This window comes from Microbacterium stercoris (assembly GCF_017592545.1).
In the GTDB taxonomy this organism is placed as follows: Bacteria; Actinomycetota; Actinomycetes; order Actinomycetales; family Microbacteriaceae; genus Microbacterium; species Microbacterium stercoris.
In genome coordinates, this window is record NZ_JAGFOA010000006.1 from 22,001 (window position 1) to 39,926 (window position 17,926).

Below are 17,926 nucleotides of genomic sequence, written 5' to 3' on the forward strand. Positions count from 1 at the left end.
CCCCGCGTCCGCTGCACGCGGTCAAAATGTTCGGGATGCGGCCACGTCATATCCGCGCCCATCGCACGCTCAGTCGCGATTCAGGGGCACCGACATCTACGAGCCCGCGCCGCTCATCGTCTGCGACCCAGACCACAGAGGCGAACAGCTCGCCGTAGCGCGCCTCGGCGATGCCGAGCGCCTGCTCGAACGTGAGCGTCAGGTGTCCCTTCGGTGTCAGCCCGACAGAAAGCCACGGTGATCCTCGGATCGCCGGGGCTTCGTCGTCGGCGGAACCGGGTCGGACTCGACAACGGACAGTAGGGGAGCGGGACGCTCACTCGAGCAGAAAGCTCACGTCGACCACCCAGGCATCGTCGACCTGCTTCGCCTCGAGCTCGCCGCCCAGCTGCCGGGCTCGTGCGGTCATCCGCGTGATGCCGTATCCGCCGGAGGGGATCTCGTCGCGTCGCGTTGCCGTCGCCATCGGGCTGCGCACCGTCATCCGCACGCCGTCCGAGGAGACGTCGATGGCGATGTCGACGTCTCCCCGGCCGCCGTGTTTGAGCACGTTCGTGACGGACTCCCGGACGATGCGCGCGAGCGCCGCGTCGACCACGCGCGGGATCCGCGGATCCGCCGGGTGGCCTTCGACGTGCAGCGTGTCGCCCGCAGCACGCAGCGCTGCGCGGGCGTTCTCGAGGGCGTCCGGCAGGCTCTCGCGGGAGGTCTCCGCAAGGATCGCGGGACCCTGGGCCTGCTCCACGACGCGGCGCAGATCGCCGAGCGCCTTCTGGGCGGCGTCGCGGATCGTCTGCTGAGACTGCTCGCGCAGCTCCTGGTCGATGGGCTGATCGAGGACGCGGGAGTACATCGCGATCACCGTGAGGTCGTGTGCGATCACATCGTGCAGCTCGTCGGCGATCCTCTGCCGCTCGGCCAGGGTCGCCTCGATCTCCGCCCGTCCTTGCGCCTGCAGCCGGGTCTGGAGGCGCTGCTCCTTGGCGGCGGCCACCGTGAGGAGGTAGCCGACGGCTCCCGAGACCGCGGCCACCGTGAGCGTCGCAGCGAAGTTGGAGACCGTGATCCCGTGCGCGGCATATGTGGCGGCGGCAGCAGCGGACAGGAGGAAGCCGCCGACGAACAGCACAAGAAGCGGCCGCGTTCCCGTGCGCACGACGGCACCCACCGCGACGGCGAGCGCCACCAGGGCGGCCATCTCGTCGCCGACCGCGAACGACGCGCACATCGCCGCCAGCAGCAGGACCGAAGCCAGCAGCGGCGACCACACGAAGGCGGCGAACGACGCCGTCAGGGCCAGTTGGAACAGCGAGGAGGCGAGGTCATCCGGACTCTCCACCAGCACGAGGACGAGGCTGACCGTGACGCCTACGGCGACGATGGTCAGCAGCGTCAGCCGCTCGGCCTTCAGCAGCGGCGTCGACGCCCACATCCTCAGCAGGCCACCGCCCGCAGCGTGCGACGGTGGCATCCGGAGCGACATGCCCCTCATTATGGCGGGCGGCTCGGCCGGGCCACACCGGCCTAGACGCTAGGCGCCGGGTTGCTCGTCACGCGGCAGGCACATCACTTGCTGCACGTGCCCAGCACCTCGCAGATCCAATCCCAGATACCCGAGACATTCTGTACAGGGTCGATGAGTACAGGGTTCATGGTGCACTTCCTTCGCAGCGTGAGCCGGCGGGTGTCGCCGGAATCGGCATGTGCATGTTCGACCGAAGAGGAAGGCCCGCGCATTGGACGTTCGGCCAGTCTCACCATGACGTTCGGGCAACCCGCCTTCCCCTCCCGGCGAAGGCCGGGCCACGTAGTCTCGGACTGTGACTTCGACCACGGCATTGATCGCCGACGACGACGCGCTGGTGCGACGCGCACTCGCGGTGTTCCTCACCGCGGCCGGAATCGACGTCGTCGAGGAGTCTCCGGATGGCGGCCATGCGATCGCGGCCGCTCGCAGCCTCAAACCGGATGTGGCGCTCGTCGATGTTCAGATGCCGGGTGTCGACGGAGTGGCGGCCACCGCCGGCATCATCCAGCAGTCGCCCGCCACCAAGGTGCTCGCGATCACGACCTTCGGAACGATCGACTCGATCATGCCGATGCTCCGGGCAGGAGCGTCCGGTTACCTGCTGAAAGACACGGCGCCCGAGGACATCGTCGCCGCCGTGCATGACGTGATCTCGGGCAGCGGCGTGCTGTCGCCGAGGGTCACGACTCGGCTCATCGCCTCGATCCGGGAGGCCACGATCCCCGTCGTCGAGCCGCTGGGGGAGTTCGAGGCCCTCTCGAACCGAGAAGCCGAGGTCGTGCGCCTGCTCGCCGCCGGATTGTCCAACGCCGAGATCGCCGTGCAGATGCACGTCTCCGAGGGGACGGTGAAGGCCCACCTCGGCAACATCATCGCCAAGTGGGGTGTGCGCGACCGCGTTCAGGTGCTGATCCGGGCCGCGCGATCCGGACTGGTGTCCTTCACCTGATCCGGCACCTGATCGGATCCGGGACGCGGCACGGAGGGCACTTGTCGCGGAACGCAGATGCGATGCGGGAACGCTGCTCGTCTACTCCTGGCCACTCAGGTCTGGACTTCCGTCCACGTCGACCGCTGTGCGTCCTCGATACGTTGGTGCCGCTCTCATAGCCCGAGAGCGGCACCAACTGAAAGGAACACCAGTGTCGAATCTGATTTCACCTTCCCTCTCGAGTATCCCAGGTGCGATCGAGGCAGCAACCTTGGTCTCGGCCGTGCGCTCTCGCATTCCCTTCCGCTCGCCCGAGAAGATGCACGTGACCCCCGCGATTCCGGTGATCGTCATCGTCGTCGTGGCCGTGGCGGCCTTCCTCGCCCTGGCCCTGGTCATCGGCGCGATCGCGGCCTACATCTGGTACTGCCAGGCGAACGGCCTCGGCTGGCCGGGACTGGCCGTGCCCGGCGCGTCCGGCGGGGTGTACAAGCTGGCCTGCTTCAAGTAGTTCCTCGATCAGAGAGCATGAACATGGCTGACCTTCTCGAAGCCGAAGGGCTCACAAAGCGATACGGGAAGCGCACCGTCCTCGACGCGGTGAGCTTCACCGTTCCCGCGGGCACTGTCGCCGGCCTGCTCGGTCCCAACGGGGCTGGAAAGTCGACCTGTCTGCACATGCTCACTGGAGTAGTGCCCCCCGATGCTGGTCGGGTCAGCATCGGGGGGATCCCCCTGTCGGAGCCGGCCGCCAAGCTGGGCTTCGGGTTCGCCCCCGACGACCTCCCGCTTCCCGAGGCGCTGACCGGACGCGAGTATCTCGTGTTCCACGATCGTCTTCGCGGACGCACGGATCTGGAACGCGGGCTGGAGATCGTGGAGGCGTTCGACATCGCCTCGGCCGCAGATCGGCAGATCGCGGAGTACTCGCACGGGATGAAACGCAAGATCCAGCTCGCCGCCGCACTGATGCACACACCCGACCTCCTCATCCTGGACGAGCCGTTTCGCGGACTCGATCCGGATGCGACCGCGGTGCTGAGCCACCTGGTCGGCTCGATGGCCCGCAGCGGGTGCTCGGTGCTCATGGCGACGCACGATCTCGCCCGCGCCGAGACGATGTGCGACGACGTCGTCATCCTCGATCGGGGACGGGTCGCTGCCACCGGGCAGCCTCGGGAGCTCGTCCAGCAATTCGGTCGAGGGGAGTCCCTCGAGACCGCCTTCCTCGTGATGACCGGGCGCGAGCGGGACGCGTCTCGGAAGATGAAGCTCATTTCCGCCTCGTTCGAAAGGCTCACCCCATGACCAAGGCTCTTGTGCTCGGCGCGTTCGTCGGGCTGGCTCTCGGAACGTTCGTGACGGTGCTGGTGGTCATCGTCTCGACCATCCTGGCGTTCGCCCAGGGCCGACGTATCGACATCCCCGGGATCTACAGCGTGTGGGCGGATGACTCCGTCGGGGCGGCGGGCCTCGCGTTCATCCCGAACTTCGTCGGCATGGCCGTCGCGGTGGCCGCCGTCATGGCCATCTGCATGGCTGTCGCGGCGTTCAGCCGGACACGCTCCGTCGCGCGATGACCAACCCGGTCCTGTTCATCGCGCGAACGAGCACCACGCTCTGGCGCAGGGAGCTCGCGGCCACCTTCGGGATGCGCGAGCGGGCATTGACGACAGCCGTGGCGGTCTTCGGGGTCGTCATGATCGCGTTCAGCGTGTTCCTCGCATGGGTCCTGGCGGAGTTCCTCTCGTCCGTCATCCCGGCCGCGACCTACTCTGCCGATCAGCGCGCACTGCTTCGCCTCGTGTTCGCCGGCCTGATCCTCGGCACGACGGTGTACTTCCTGGTGCTCTGCGCGACGCTGCCGCCGCGGGACCGGCTGGCCACGATGCTGAGCCTCCTTCCCGTGCACAGGCGACAGGCACAGGCGGGAACGCTGCTGCCGGTGTTCGTCGTCGGCACGGGCATCGCCTTCGTGTTCGGTCTGCCCGCGTTCCCGATGATCGTCAAGCTCGTCGATGTGCAGCGGTTCACTCCGCAGTCCGTCGCGGCGTTCGTCGGCACCGTCGCCCTTGTCGCGCTTCTTGTGCCCGGGCTCTTCTTCACCCTGCGTGATCTGTGCATGCGCACGGTGCGGCTGCCCCTGGCGTACTCGCTCGGAATCGCGGCGACCTCGACCGTTCTCATCCTGCTGGCCGCCGTGGGTACGGATCTGATCCCCGCGGGCTCGGTCCCCGCCGAATCGGCGTGGTCGCTGCTTCTGCCGGCGCGCGCCATCGCCGAAGTGCTGCAGCCCGCATCGAGCGATCCGCTGCGGCTCGGCGTCGCGTGGTCGGGGATCGCACTCTGGTTCGTGCTGGCAGGGCTGCTGATGGCGCGGGTCGTGCTGCGCTCGACGCCCGTGGAGGACAGGCCGTTCGCGGCTCCGACGATCCGGCTGCCCGGGCGCGGCTCGGCACGGCTGGCCGCCTTCATGTTCGAGGTCGTTGTGCTCACCCGCCTTCCTCAGTTCGTGGTGACCGCGATGATCCTGGCCCTCGCGAGCGTGGTCATGCCCCTCGTCTACGCCCAGCCGATCGCGCAGTCGGCGACCGCGCAGGTGGCGACGCTGCCCGTGGTCGCGGCGGCGGCGATCGGCGCGTACTCCTATGGGGCCACGCGTCGATCTCATTGGGTCGGCGCAACCGTGCGGCAGGCCGGAACCTGGATCTGGGCGAAGCCGTTCGCCACGCTCGCGGTCTCGTCGGCCCTCGCGGCGCCCTATCTCCTGCTCATGGGGCTGGCAGGGCTGCCGGCGGACCGGTTCCTCGACACGGCGACACTGGGCGTGTCGATGTGGGCTTCCGCCGTCGTCGCCGGTGTGCTCGTGCCCTTCGTGACCGATCAGCCGCTGTCGGCCACGGTCACCTCCGCGACCACCATCGCCCTGTGGGCGCTGTCGACCTTCGGGCTGCGATGGGCGTTCACGAGCGCGCAGGTGCCGGGCCCCGTCGTGCCGGCACTGTGCTGGGTGGCGACGGCCCTCATCGTCTACGTCGTCGTCGCGACGTCGGCAGGCACCCGCAACCACGTCGCCGCGCATGCGTGAGATGCGACTCCGTCCCGCCCCGGGCGTGGTCGTCTCCGACGACGTCTGGGAGTCCCCGGGCTGGCAGGTGCGGTTGCCCGCTCCTCCGCAGCTCATCGGATCGCACTCCACCCGGCACGATCGGGAGGCGGCCCAGGCGGTGCTTCGGATCGGCATGGCCTCCAGCACGCCGACGAGCCGCGGCCCGGGACCGTTCGCCGTGGACCTCGTGTCGGCTCATCCGCTCCCGAGCAGCGTGCGGGGGGCGGCGCTGAGGGTCTGCGTGCTGATGGTGAGAGCCCATCCGTTCATCACCGCTTCGGTGACGCTGGTGCCGATGGCGGCGTTCCTCAGCGGGTTCGTGCTGATCGCGTGGGCCGGCGTCTGCGCTCTCATCGTCGCGGCATCCTTCGTGGTCCACGAGGTCGGTCATGCCGTCGCCTTCCGGATCCTCGCGGGTGCGGGGGCGCCGATGACGCTGCGAATCACCCCGCTCGCCGCCGGGCTGGTGTGGCGGTCGACGGGTTCGACCGCTCGCGACAGGGCGATCATCGTCGCCGGTCCGATCGCGCCCCTGATCGTCGCGGTGCCCGTTGTGCTCTTGGCGCAGGGGGACCTCGTTGTGCTCTTCGCCTCGTTCATCACGGCGGCATCCCACCTCATCTCGCTGGCGCTCCCCGAGGGCGATGGTCGCGAACTGCGTGAGCTGAATCGCCCGGTCGAGGGCGTCGCGTAGTCCCGTCGGCCTCCGGTGTCGGTGGCCCCGCCTAGCGTGGGGGTCATGGGCGCGATGAACGAGCTGATCAACACGTCGGTGATCGGCGACCTGGCGGAGCGGATCGCGCGCGTCGCGCCGGAGGCGGATGTCGCGGGGCTGACGCGGATCAGCGCCGAGCAGCTCGAGCCGCTGAGCCTGCGGCAGCGCACAGACCTCGTGGCCGCGGCACTGGAGGTGGCCGTGCCCGGCGACCTGGCTGCCGGGGTGCGGGCTGTGCTGCGCGATCCGGGATGCGAGGGCTGGGTCGTGTGGCCCGTCGGCGAGGCCGTGACCACGCGCGCGCTCGCCGCGGGCACCGATGCGGCCTTCGATGAGGCGATGGCCCTGATGGCCGCGCTCACGGGGCGGCTGTCGGCCGAGTTCCCGATCCGGCGGCTGCTCGAGCATGATCTCGGCCGCGCGCTGGCGATCGTGCAGACGTGGACCGCGAGCCCGGACGAGCACGTGCGGCGCCTCGCGAGCGAGGGCACGCGCGCGTACCTGCCGTGGGCGATCCGGGTGAAAGCGCTCGTCGCCGATCCGCGGGCGACGCTGCCGATCCTGGATGCGCTCTACCGTGATCCCAGCGATTACGTGCGGCGCTCGGTCGGCAACCATCTCAACGACCTCAGCAGGCACGCACCGGACGTGGTGATCGAGACGGCGAAACGCTGGCTCGCGGAGCCCGATGCGCACACGCGCGCCGTCGTGAAGCGCGGGCTGCGCACACTCGTCAAGAAGGGGCATCCGGGCGCGCTCGCGCTGCTCGGATTCGCACCCGCCTCGTTCGCTGTCGGGGAGATCGAACTGGCCGAGGCGTCAGTGGCCTTCCCCGGGTCGATCGACCTGCGCTTCACGGTGACGAACGAGGGATCCGTGCCGGCCGCGGCGGTGGTCGACTACGTGGTGCACTACGTGAAGGCGAACGGCAGCGTCGCCCCCAAGGTGTTCAAGCTCGCGACCCGCACCCTGGAGCCGGGCGAGCGTGCGGCGTTCGCCAAGCGGCACGCGCTGCGGCCCATGACCACCCGGGTGCATCATCCGGGCGAGCACGGCGTGCAGGCGCAGGTGAACGGCGAGCGCCACGGCTGGGCCGCCTTCGACTTGCGATTCGGCTGACCCGGTCGCCCAGTGGGCGCGACAACATGTCTGCGCAGTCAGGTATCGTCGCGGGCATGGCGTCGCCGCGACTGACCGAGAACGAAGAGGCCGCCTGGACAGGCCTGCTGCTGACGCACGACCGTCTCTGGCGCGAGATCGAAGCCGGCCTCGCGCCGCTGAACGTCAGCATGGCCGAGTACAGCGTGCTCGCGCTGCTCGCCCAGGCGGGCGCGGACGGCATGCGCATGGCCGAGCTGGCGCAGCGTCAGCTGATGTCCACGGGCGGCTTCACCCGCCTCGCCGATCGCCTCGAGGCGCGCGGACTCATCGAGCGGCGGCGTGCCGCGGGGGACGGGCGCGGGTTCGTGGCGGTGCTCACGGCCGAGGGACGCAAGCTGCTGCGCCGCGCGTGGGCGCGGCACTACGCCGACCTGAAGCGGATCTTCCTCGACCGTCTCGACGAGCAGGATCTGCGCGATCTGCAGCGCATCTGGTCGCGATTGCAGCCCGACGAGCAGGGCTGATCCGGCACGCCGTCCGGCGCGACACGGGCATTCAGCCGCGGTCGGGTCGGCGTCGGAGAGGATGGAGACATGGCTCTCAGACGCGGTCGCTGGATGATCGAGACCGTGCGCCGGGCGATCCATTCCGACGCCTCGGATCGCACGCTGACCGAGGCGATTCCCGTCATCGACGACTCCACCGTCGTGCGCGTCATCGACCTCGCGATGCGCGTCGCCGAGGTCATGCTGTCGGTCGGGGCCTCGGCGAAGGAGGTCGTGCTGGCGGCCCTGCGCATCACGCGGGCCTATGGCCTCGCGAGCGTGCACGTGGACGTCACGTTCAACTCGGTGACGGTCTCGGATCACCGCCACGGCGAGGACTGGCCCATCACGCTGATGCGCGTGGTGCGATCGGCCGTGCCCGACCACACCAAGCTTCAGGCGTTGCAGACCCTGGTGCGCGACATCGAAGCCGGGCTCGACCTGGGGGAGGCCCGCGCGCGCTTCCGCGAGATCCGGCGCCGTCCCTTCCGCTACCGGCCGACAGTGGTCATGCTCGCCCAGACGATGCTCGCCGTCGGTGTGGGCCTGATGTTCGGCGCCTCGCCGGCGATCCTCGCCGTCACGTTCGTCGCCGCGCTCGCCGTCGCCCTCACGCAGGCGGGGCTGGCGCGGCTGCAGGTGCCGCTGTTCTTCAGCCAGATCGCTGGCGCGCTCGTGCTCACGGTGCTGACGGTGATCACCGCGATGCTCGCCGCCGCGGGCGTGCCGCCCTTCGTCGACGTGCGCGCCTCGATCGTCGTCTCGTCGGGCATCGTGCTGATGCTCGCCGGGCTCGCGGTGGTCGGCGCCGCCCAGGATGCCATCGACGGCTTCTCACTCACCGCGGGCGGGCGCATCCTGGAGCTCACGGTGCAGACACTCGGCGTGGTGCTCGGCATCGTCGTCGGCCTGGAGCTCGCGCGTGCGCTCGGCATCGGCATGGAGCCGCCGAGCGAGGCGCTGCCCCTCGGAACGCTCCCCGGCCAGTTCGCCGGCGCGGTGATCGTGGCGATCGCGGTGGCGGTGTTCAACGGCGCGGGGCTCGGCGTCGTTGTGGTCAGCGCGCTGCTGGGCGTCATCGCATGGGCGGGTTTCGCGGTCGCCAGTGCCGCGGGCCTCGCGCAAGCTCCCGCGAGTTTCGCGGGAGCGCTTGTGGCCAGCATCATCGGCGCGATGGTGGCGAGCCGCCTGCACGTGCCGTCGGTCGCGGTGACCACCGCCGCCATCGTGCCGCTCGTTCCCGGTTCCGTGGTGTTCCGAGGGCTCCTGGGGCTCGTGGAGGCGGCCGGGGAGACCGACGAGATGCTCTTCGCGGCCTCGACGCTCACGACGGCGGGAATGGTGGGCGTCGCGCTCGCCGCGGGCGCCACGCTCGGGCTGTTCGTCGGATCGCCTCTCGCGCGCACGCTCGGCGATCTGCGCGTCGGCCGCCGGATGCAGCCGCGTCCGACGGCGGGCGGCTCGCGCCTCATCGTCACCACGCCGCCCGCGGGGCGCGACGAGCGCGAGCTCGCCTGACGACGTCAGGCGTCAGGCGTCTCGCGGCGGGTTGTACATGAACTCGAGGCGGATGCCGTTGTCCTCTTCGACGAAGGACGCGTAGTAGCGCGGGCTGAAGCGCTCGTAGATCTTCGGATCGCGCACGGCCGACCAGCCGGCCTCCATCGCGATCGCGTGCAGGCGATCCACTTCTTCCCGGGAGTCGACGGCGAAGGCGAGGTGCTGCCATCCGACCCGTCCGTGCTGGTGCGGGCCGGAATCGGGCTCGCGGGCGGGATAGAGGATCAGCTCGACATCGCCCTCCTGCCACCACGCGACGCTGTCGTCGGCGTCGGTGCGCTCGAAGCCGAGCGCCTGCAGGATCGGATCGAACTGGGCGATGCCGCGGGGGAGGTCGGCGACGGAGAGACCGAGATGATCGAAGACGGGCATGCGGGTCATCCTAGGGGCGACGCTCGCGGGGAGGGCGAGCGCTGAACACTCCGGGGGCAGGCGCTCGACCGGACGGGAACCTCCTGCACTTCCAGGATACGGGAGGGGAGGGGCCTTGCCGCAAGGCCCCCGTCCCGGGGCAGAATGGCCCGTTCCCTACCGTCTGGAGGCGTCCGTGCTGCCCTTTGATCTGAACGCCCATCCCGCCAAATCAGACCCCGCCCTCATCGCCGACGACGTCGCGCAGTTCGCGCGCATCGGCGCCAGCCTCGCCCGTCAGATCGACGACCTGGAGGCGCGTCTCGCCGAGCAGCGCCGTGCCCCCGCCGGTCACGGCCAGGCCGCGCTGGATCGAGACCTCGAGATCCATCGCCTCACCGCCCGTCTGCGTATGCTGCGCCGCTTCGGGCTCGACCTCTGCCTCGGACGCATCGTCGGCGAGGACGGCACTCTCTACATCGGCCGGCTCGCGCTGACCGACGACGCCGGCGATCCGCTGCTCGTCGACTGGCGCGCCCCCGCCGCCGAGCCCTTCTTCGGAGCCACGCATGCGCACCCCATGGGGCTGTCGACCCGCCGCCGCTACCGCTGGAGCGGCGGCCGCATCACCGACTACTGGGACGAGGCGTTCACCGCCGACGCGCTCGCCGCGCGCGCCGCGCTCGATGACCAGTCGGCGTTCATCGCGAGCCTCGGCGCCAGCCGCTCGCCCCGCATGCGCGACGTGCTCGGCACGATCCAGGCGGATCAGGACGCGATCATCCGCGCAGGATCGGATGGTGCGCTCGTCGTCGACGGCGGTCCCGGCACCGGCAAGACCGTGGTCGCGCTGCACCGCGCCGCCTACCTGCTGTACGCCGATCCCCGCATGCAGGCCGGGCGGGGCGGCGTGCTGTTCGTCGGGCCCTCGCAGGCCTACGCCGACTACGTCGCGGACATCCTCCCGGGCCTCGGCGAGGAGGGGGTGCGCATCGCGACGCTCGGGGATCTGGTACCGGAGGGATCCGCGGCCGTCGACGATCCGGATCAGCGCGTGGCCCGGCTGAAGGCGGACGCGCGGATGGAGAGGGCGATCGAGATCGCGGTGCGGCTGCGCGAGAATCTGCCCACGCGCACCGTGACGCTCGAGACCCGGTGGGGCGATCTGCGCGTCACGCCCGCGGACTGGTCGGAGGCGTTCGCCGCGATCGATCCGGGCGCGAACCACAACGAGGCCCGCGGGCAGGCATGGGACGCGCTGCTGGAGACCCTGATCGAACGCGCCGCCGCTGTCGTGTTGCCCGCGGACGACGACCTTGATGCGGGCGATGACCGCTGGGGTGACGAGGGGTGGGGCGATGCCGGCACCACCGCGTGGGATGACGAGCGTCGGGCCGAGGAGCGCTCCGCGGGGTTCGACGCGGAGGAGGACTTCGACGCGTTCGGCCTGGCGGGGGAGGGGGACGACGCGATGCGCGCCGCGCTCGCCGAGAACGAGCGGCTGCGCGCGGCGTTCGACGCCGCGTGGCCCCTGCTGGACCCTGTGGCGCTGGTGCACGCGCTGTGGACCGACGCGGCTCTGCTCGGCAGGGTCGCATCCTGGCTCGCGCCCGACGAGGTTGCCGCGCTGCAACGCGCCGCAGACGCGCCGTGGACCCGCGCCGACCTGTCGCTTCTGGACGTCGCCCGCCTGCGCGTCGGCGATCCGGAGCTCGCGATCCGCAGGAGGCGGGCCGAGGCGGAGGCTGCGGCCGAGCGGGCGCGGATGAACGACGTGGTCGACGACCTGATCCAGAACGACCAGTCCGACATGCGGGTCATGTCGATGCTGCGCGGGCAGGATCTGCGGTCGACGCTCGCCGTGCCGGCCGTGGCCGTCGATCCGGGTGATCCGCTGGCGGGGCCGTTCGCGCACATCGTCGTCGACGAGGCGCAGGAGCTCACCGACGCTGAGTGGCGCATGCTGCTGCGACGCAACCCCGCACGCTCGTTCACGGTCGTCGGCGATCGCGCGCAGGCGCGGCACGGATTCACGCAGACGTGGCACGAGCGCCTCGCGGTCGCCGGCCTGCGGCACGTCGAACTGGCCGCGCTCACCGTCAACTACCGCACGCCGGAGGAGGTCATGGCGGAGGCGGCGCCCGTGATCCGCGCGGTGTTCCCCGATGCGAACGTGCCGCGATCCATTCGGTCGAGCGGCATTCCCGTGCGACGCGGCGCCACGGGGGAGCGGGATGCGGTGCTCACCGAGTGGCTGGCCACGCACGAGGAGGGAGTTGCCGCGGTGATCGGCGACCCGACGTTCGACGGGTCGGGGCGCGTGCGCTCGCTCGATCCGATCGAGGCGAAGGGTCTCGAGTTCGACCTGGTCGTGCTGGTGGATCCGGATCGCTGGGGCGACGGCATCGAGGGGACGGTCGACCGGTACGTGGCGATGACCCGTTCGACGCGGGAACTGGTGATCCTGTCGGGCTCCTAGCGCGTGAGGCCGCTGGGCGCAATGCCCTGGGATGGTTGCGGCATTGCGAGTTCTCTGGAGGCAGGTGAACCCGGAAGGAGCACTGCCATGAGCACTCCCATCGATCGAGATCGAGATGACGCGCGTCGCCGCGCCGACGAGCAGGCCGCCGATCACGTGCACGACGAGTCGGTGACGACCGGACATCGGTCGCCCGATCTCGACGCCGGCCGCGGCAGCGACGAGCCGACCGCGGTGTACACGCCTCCGCCGGTGGACGACCGCACCACCTCCGGACGAGCGGATGACACGTATGTCGACCAGCGGCGCGCGGATGACGCGCGAGCCGATGACCGGCGCGCGGATGCGCGGGGCGTGACCGATGACACGACCGTGGTCGAGCCGGCGCCGGTGGCCTCGGCCGCCGTGGCACGGGAGGAGGTCGTGGCACGCGAGAAGGAGGAGTTCGGCGGGATGAAGTTCGGCTCGGCCTTCTTCGGCTGGCTCACCGCCATGGGCATGACCGTGCTGCTGACCGCGCTGGTGGCGGGTGCCGGGGCCGCGCTGGGTCTCGGCGCACAGATGGACCCCGAGGAGGCCATGCAGGAGAACGCCGAGACGATCGGCATCGCCGGCGCGATCGCGGTCGCGGTGATCCTGCTGATCTCGTACTACTGCGGCGGCTACGTCGCCGGTCGCATGGCCCGTTTCAGCGGCGCCAAGCAGGGCGTGGCCGTGTGGCTGTGGGCCGTGATCGTGGCGATCGTCGTCGCGATCATCACGGCGATCGCCGGTGCGCAGTGGAACATCCTCGCCAACGTCAACACCTTCCCCCGACTGCCGTTCAACGAGGGGGAGCTGACCACCGCGGGGATCATCACCGCCGTAGCGGCGCTCGTCATCAGCCTGCTGGGTGCGATCCTCGGTGGCCTCGCCGGCATGCGCTACCATCGCCGCGTCGACCGCGCGGGATTCGGGCGCTGAGCATGACGGTGAAGCTGAACGAGGCGGCGCTGCGGCACGCGCGGAAGCTGATCCGCGACGGCAAGGTCGTGCGGGACGAGCGCGACGACTGGAGCGAGCACGCGCTGCCGGCGAAGAAGGAGACGGCCTGGCGCGAAGAGCACGGCTGGAGCGAGTACGCGCGCTGGCACCTCGGTATCGACACCTCGGAGAACGAGGAGACGAAGGCGCATTACGAGTTCCCCTTCGGCGACTACGCGAAGGTGCACCGCTGTGCCGTGATCTCGCTCGAGTCGCGCGCGGCGCAGTATGACCACGACGAGATCGCGAAGGCCGCGAAGAAGCTGCTCGAGCTGATCGACGCGGACTGACCGGGGCGGCGTCGCGTCAGTCGGCGGCGGCGCGCGCGGTGAAGGCGGCGCGGAGGGCGGCCTCCGCGTCGTCTCCGGCGTGTGCGGCCTCGGCGTTCGAGGCGGCCACGGCCTCGACGATCTCGGAGCGCTGGATGCGCGTCTCGCGCGGCGCCTGGATGCCGATGCGGATGGCGTCGCCCTTGATATCGAGGATCGTCACCTCGACGTCGTCGCCGATGAGCACGCTCTCGCCGATCCGCCTTGTCAACACCAGCATCGGATCAGACTATCGGGCTGACCGTCGGGAAAGGTTAGGCGCGGGACACGGGCGCGCCCCGCGCCTTGCCGTCACAAATCGCCGCCTACGAAGCCTTACCGGCGGCGTGTTCTGACCAGAAGCGCGGGCGGGCGCGGCGTGGGTCAGGCCGGGAGGCCGAGGCCCACGGCGGAGTCGTCGCGGACGACGCCGACCGTCTCGATCGCGAAGCCGCCCGCCGTGGCCTCGTTGTAGCTGAGCACCGGAATGCCGTCGGACTGCGCTGAGATGAGGCGACGCACGGCCGGGCGCAGCTGCGGGGCGCAGACGAGCACGGGTTCGCCGAAGGACGGATCGAGGTCGGCGACGGTCTGCTGCAGTGAGCGGATCACCGCGTCGAGACGGGCGGGGTCGAGCACGATGTGCGTGCCGTCGTCTCCGTGGCGCAGCGCCTCGAGCATGCTCTGCTCGAGGAGAGGGTTGATCATCACGACGTGCAGCGTGCCCTCCTGCGCGAAGCGCGCGGGAATCGCCGGGCCGAGAGCGGCCCGCGCCGCCTCGATGAGCCCCTCGGGGTCGGTCGACGTCTTCGCGCGCAGCGAGAGCGCCTCGAAGATGCGGGCGAGGTCGTTGATCGGGATGCGCTCGGCGAGCAGCCCGGTGAGCACGCGCTGGATCTCGGCGAGCGACAGCAGCGCCGGCGTGAGCTCGTCGACCGCGGCCGGACTCACCTGCTTGAGGCCGTCGGTGAGCTGACGCACGTCCTCGCGGCTCAGGAGGCGCGCAGCCCCCACCTGCACGATGTTCGACAGATGCGTGACGATGACGCTGGCGCGGTCGATCACTGTCGCGCCCGAGAGCTCCGCGGAGTGGCGCATGCTCTGAGGGATCCACTTGCCCTCGAGTCCGAAGACCGGATCGAGCGTGCTGGCCCCCGGCAGGGAGTCGAGGCCGCCGCCGAGCGCGAGCACCGAGCCGGCGGGCGCGATGCCGCGGCCGACCTCCACGCCCGAGATGCGGATCGCGTAGGTCGACGGGGGCAGCTCGATGTTGTCGCGTGTGCGCACAGGCGGCACGACGAAGCCCAGGTCGAGGGCGATCTTGCGGCGCAGCGCCTTGACGCGAGCGAGCAGGTCGTCGGGGCCGCCGGTGACCAGATCGACGAGGTTCGGCGCGAGCATGATCTCGAGGGCGTGCACGCGCATCCGCTCGATGAGGTCCTCGGGACGCTCCGAGGCCGGGGCCGCGGGGGCCAGCTCGGCCGCCGCGTCGGCGGCGGCCTTGCCCGCCTTGATGCGCTGCGCGACGAGCAGCAGCGCCGCGCCGATCACGAGGAACGGCACCATCGGCATACCGGGGATGAGTGAGAGCCCGATGGCGGCGCATCCGGTGATCGTGAGGGCCGTGCGCGACTGCGTGAGCTGCGCCGCCGCATCCTGACCCATCTCGCTCTCGGCGTTCGAGCGCGTCACGATCATGCCGGTCGACACGGCCATCAGCAGCGCCGGGATCTGCGTGACCAGACCGTCGCCCATCGTCAGGATCGCGTAGGTGTTGAGCGCCTCGTCGATCGCCATGCCGTGCGAGATCATGCCGATCGCGATGCCGCCGACGATGTTGATGACGATGATGACGATGCCGGCGATCGCGTCGCCCTTGACGAACTTCGAGGCGCCGTCCATCGCTCCGTAGAAGTCGGCCTCGGCGGCGACCTCGGCACGGCGGGCGCGGGCTTCGGCGTCGGTGATGAGGCCCGCATTGAGATCGGCGTCGATGGCCATCTGCTTGCCCGGCATGGCGTCGAGGGTGAAGCGCGCCCCGACCTCGGCGACGCGCTCGGCGCCCTTGGTGACCACGACGAACTGGATGACCACGAGGATGAGGAACACCACCGCGCCGATGATCACCGAGCCGCCGACCGCGATCGCGCCGAAGGCCTCGATCACCTGACCTGCGTGCGCCTCGCCCAGGATGAGGCGGGTGGACGCGACGTTCAGGCCGAGGCGGAACAGCGTCGCCACCAGCAGCAGCGACGGGAACACCGAGAAGTCGAGAGGCTTGCGCGCGAACATGGTCGTCAGCAGGATCACCAGCGCGAACATGATGTTCAGGATGATCAGCACATCCAGCAGCCACGGCGGCACCGGCACCACGAGCAGCATCACGATGCCGACCACGCCGATCGGCACGGCCAGGTTCTTCAGCAGGGTCTTCATGCTGTCCTTCCGACGTCGGGAATGACGTGCACGCCGCGGGCGGATCCGCGGCGCTTGAGGGCGTTGACGAACACCAGCACCCGCGCGACCGCGGTGTAGAGCTCGGCGGGGATCTCCTGACCGAGCTCGCACGCGGCGTGCAGGGCGCGGGCGAGGGGGATGTCCTTGACCATCGGCACGCCGGCCTCGGCGGCCTTCTCGCGGATGCGGTCGGCGATGATGCCGGCGCCCTTGGCCACCACGCGCGGCGCCGACCGGCCGGGCTCGTAGACGAGCGCCACGGCGACGTGGGTCGGGTTGACCATCACGACGTCCGAGGTGGAGACGGCGGCGATCATGCGGTTGCGGCTCATCGCGAGCTGGCGTGCGCGGCGCTGCGAGCGGATCAGCGGATCGCCCTCGCTCGACTTCGACTCGTCTTTGACCTCGCGCTTGGTCATCTTCGTGTGCTTCTGGTTGCGGCGCATCACGACGATCACGTCGACGATCGCGAGGGCGACGCCGACGGCGACCGCGACCTGCAGCACCGCGGCGGTCGCCGCGGCCGCCTCCGAGATGAGGTGCGTGACCGGCTGTCCGCCGCTCGCGGCGAGCGCGGGCACCAGCCCGGCGATCACGACCCAGAGTGCGCCGCCGATCGCCACGGTCTTCAGCAGCGCCTTCGCGCCCTCCCACAGCGCGTGAGGGCCCAGCACCCGCTGGAACCCCGTGACGAGGTTGAACTGCTCGCCCTTCAGCACGGGCGGCCGCAGGTGGATGCCGCCCTGGGCCGCCGCGCCGACGAGCGTGGCGACCATCACCGTCGCCAGCAGCGGCGCGAGGGTCGATCCCATCGATTCGAGACCGGACCCGAGCATCGCGACCGCGCGGAGGGGATCCGGATCCTTCGCGATGGTCGATACGGCGAGGAATTGCTCGGTCGCGGCGGACGTGCCGGTCGAGATGGCCCCGGTCGCCATCGCGCCCGCGGCGGCGATGCCGACCCAGGCGGTGAGGTCCTGGCTGCGCGAGAGGCGGCCCTTGGCCCGTGCCTCCTTGAGGCGCTTCTCGGTGGCCTTCTCTGTGCGTTCGCCGCTGTCGCTCATCGCACCTGCCCCATCCACTCGAGCGCGTCGCCCGTGAGCGATGCGACGATGCCGGGGAGGGTCGCGAACACCGCGCCCGCGAGACCGAGAGTGAGCAGGATCTTCAGGGGGAACCCGAGTGCGAACGCGTTCAGCGCCGGAGCGACGCGGGTCACGAGGCCGAGCCCCACATCGGCCAGGAACAGCACGAGGGCGAGGGGGCCTGCGATCTGCACGGCCGCGAGCAGGAGCTGACCGACGACGTCCGTCATCAGCTCGGCGGGCCCTGTGATGTCGAGCATCCCGTCCACCGGCACGGCGGTGAAGCTGCGCGCGAGGCCCGCGATGATCAGCTGGTAGCCGTCGGAGGCGAACAGCAGCACGACCGCGGTGAGCTGGAACAGGCGCGTGAACTGTGCGCCGTTCACCATCGACTGCGGGTCGAAGGCCTGCGCCAGCTGGAAGCCGCCGAACACGTCGAGCAGGTTGCCCGCCGCCTGCACCGCTGCGAAGGCCGCCATCACCAGGAAGCCGAGCAGCGCTCCGGTCACGAGCTGCGCCACGAGCGCGCCGAGGAAGGGCGCCGTGTCGAGCGGCTCGTATCCGGGGGAGACGGCGGTGCCGATGGCGAGCGCGAGGCCGATGCCGAGCATGGCCTTCACGCGCGCGGGAATGGCGCCATGCGAGAACGGCGGGGCGATCATCAGGAAGGCGGTGATGCGGACGGCAGCCATCATCGTGGCCTCGAGCCACGTGAAGTCCACGGGGATGAGCAC

18 protein-coding genes are annotated in these 17,926 nt (G+C 70.5%); 12 read left to right on the forward strand and 6 right to left on the reverse strand.

From position 1 onward, the window contains the following. Window positions 1–316 precede the first annotated feature (316 nt). Window positions 317–1,483, reverse strand: coding sequence for a sensor histidine kinase (locus J5V96_RS13820; RefSeq protein WP_208504340.1), 1,167 nt, complete (start codon window positions 1,481–1,483; stop codon window positions 317–319). A gap of 337 nt (window positions 1,484–1,820) precedes the next feature. On the opposite strand from J5V96_RS13820, the gene J5V96_RS13825 reads away from it, so the two are divergent. The 9 genes from J5V96_RS13825 to J5V96_RS13865 all read left to right on the forward strand — a co-directional run bounded on the left by J5V96_RS13825 (window position 1,821) and on the right by J5V96_RS13865 (window position 9,447). Further along, on the forward strand, window positions 1,821–2,477 hold the full coding sequence (locus J5V96_RS13825; protein ID WP_307793640.1) for a response regulator: 657 nt from the start codon (window positions 1,821–1,823) through the stop codon (window positions 2,475–2,477). Between the two features lie 307 nt (window positions 2,478–2,784). Further along, complete coding sequence (locus J5V96_RS13830) at window positions 2,785–2,970, forward strand: hypothetical protein (protein WP_208504342.1); 186 nt, start codon at window positions 2,785–2,787, stop codon at window positions 2,968–2,970. 23 nt (window positions 2,971–2,993) lie between these two features. Continuing rightward, the gene (locus J5V96_RS13835) at window positions 2,994–3,767 is read left to right on the forward strand and encodes an ABC transporter ATP-binding protein (protein ID WP_208504344.1); all 774 of its coding nucleotides are present in this window, start codon (window positions 2,994–2,996) and stop codon (window positions 3,765–3,767) included. Next, on the forward strand, window positions 3,764–4,039 hold the full coding sequence (locus J5V96_RS13840; RefSeq protein ID WP_208504346.1) for a hypothetical protein: 276 nt from the start codon (window positions 3,764–3,766) through the stop codon (window positions 4,037–4,039). The genes J5V96_RS13835 and J5V96_RS13840 overlap by 4 nt, the downstream gene beginning before the upstream one ends. Continuing rightward, on the forward strand, window positions 4,036–5,547 hold the full coding sequence (locus tag J5V96_RS13845; protein WP_208504348.1) for a hypothetical protein: 1,512 nt from the start codon (window positions 4,036–4,038) through the stop codon (window positions 5,545–5,547). Before J5V96_RS13840 ends, J5V96_RS13845 begins: the two co-directional genes overlap by 4 nt. A gap of 1 nt (window position 5,548) precedes the next feature. Beyond that, on the forward strand, window positions 5,549–6,262 hold the full coding sequence (locus tag J5V96_RS13850) for a hypothetical protein (RefSeq protein ID WP_208504350.1): 714 nt from the start codon (window positions 5,549–5,551) through the stop codon (window positions 6,260–6,262). 45 nt (window positions 6,263–6,307) lie between these two features. Beyond that, complete coding sequence (locus J5V96_RS13855) at window positions 6,308–7,402, forward strand: DNA alkylation repair protein (protein ID WP_208504353.1); 1,095 nt, start codon at window positions 6,308–6,310, stop codon at window positions 7,400–7,402. A 26-nt stretch (window positions 7,403–7,428) separates the two neighbouring features. Next, a complete protein-coding gene (locus J5V96_RS13860) occupies window positions 7,429–7,908 on the forward strand; it encodes a MarR family winged helix-turn-helix transcriptional regulator (protein WP_208504355.1) in 480 nt (159 codons plus the stop codon). A 69-nt stretch (window positions 7,909–7,977) separates the two neighbouring features. After that, entirely contained in the window at window positions 7,978–9,447 is a 1,470-nt protein-coding gene (locus J5V96_RS13865) for a threonine/serine exporter family protein (RefSeq protein WP_208504357.1), read from the forward strand. A 12-nt stretch (window positions 9,448–9,459) separates the two neighbouring features. Here the strand turns inward: J5V96_RS13865 and J5V96_RS13870 are convergent, their stop codons facing one another. After that, window positions 9,460–9,861, reverse strand: a complete 402-nt coding sequence (locus J5V96_RS13870; protein WP_208504359.1) for a VOC family protein — start codon at window positions 9,859–9,861, stop codon at window positions 9,460–9,462. Window positions 9,862–10,036: 175 nt separating this feature from the next. Between J5V96_RS13870 and J5V96_RS13875 the strand changes: the two genes are divergently transcribed. From J5V96_RS13875 to J5V96_RS13885, 3 genes are all read left to right on the forward strand, one after another. Then, entirely contained in the window at window positions 10,037–12,319 is a 2,283-nt protein-coding gene (locus J5V96_RS13875) for a HelD family protein (RefSeq protein ID WP_307793642.1), read from the forward strand. Between the two features lie 87 nt (window positions 12,320–12,406). Beyond that, window positions 12,407–13,282: a hypothetical protein gene (locus J5V96_RS13880; protein WP_236014820.1), complete on the forward strand. Its 876-nt coding sequence runs from the start codon at window positions 12,407–12,409 to the stop codon at window positions 13,280–13,282. A 2-nt stretch (window positions 13,283–13,284) separates the two neighbouring features. After that, the gene (locus J5V96_RS13885) at window positions 13,285–13,632 is read left to right on the forward strand and encodes a hypothetical protein (protein ID WP_208504364.1); all 348 of its coding nucleotides are present in this window, start codon (window positions 13,285–13,287) and stop codon (window positions 13,630–13,632) included. A gap of 16 nt (window positions 13,633–13,648) precedes the next feature. Here the strand turns inward: J5V96_RS13885 and csrA are convergent, their stop codons facing one another. The 4 genes from csrA to J5V96_RS13905 all read right to left on the reverse strand — a co-directional run bounded on the left by csrA (window position 13,649) and on the right by J5V96_RS13905 (window position 17,926). Beyond that, a complete protein-coding gene (gene csrA, locus J5V96_RS13890; protein ID WP_208504366.1) occupies window positions 13,649–13,891 on the reverse strand; it encodes a carbon storage regulator CsrA in 243 nt (80 codons plus the stop codon). A 143-nt stretch (window positions 13,892–14,034) separates the two neighbouring features. Beyond that, window positions 14,035–16,086, reverse strand: coding sequence for a flagellar biosynthesis protein FlhA (locus J5V96_RS13895; RefSeq protein ID WP_208504368.1), 2,052 nt, complete (start codon window positions 16,084–16,086; stop codon window positions 14,035–14,037). Then, window positions 16,083–17,171: an EscU/YscU/HrcU family type III secretion system export apparatus switch protein gene (locus J5V96_RS13900; protein ID WP_208504370.1), complete on the reverse strand. Its 1,089-nt coding sequence runs from the start codon at window positions 17,169–17,171 to the stop codon at window positions 16,083–16,085. Before J5V96_RS13900 ends, J5V96_RS13895 begins: the two co-directional genes overlap by 4 nt. After that, window positions 17,168–17,926, reverse strand: a complete 759-nt coding sequence (locus tag J5V96_RS13905; protein WP_208504372.1) for a flagellar biosynthetic protein FliR — start codon at window positions 17,924–17,926, stop codon at window positions 17,168–17,170. The genes J5V96_RS13900 and J5V96_RS13905 overlap by 4 nt, the downstream gene beginning before the upstream one ends.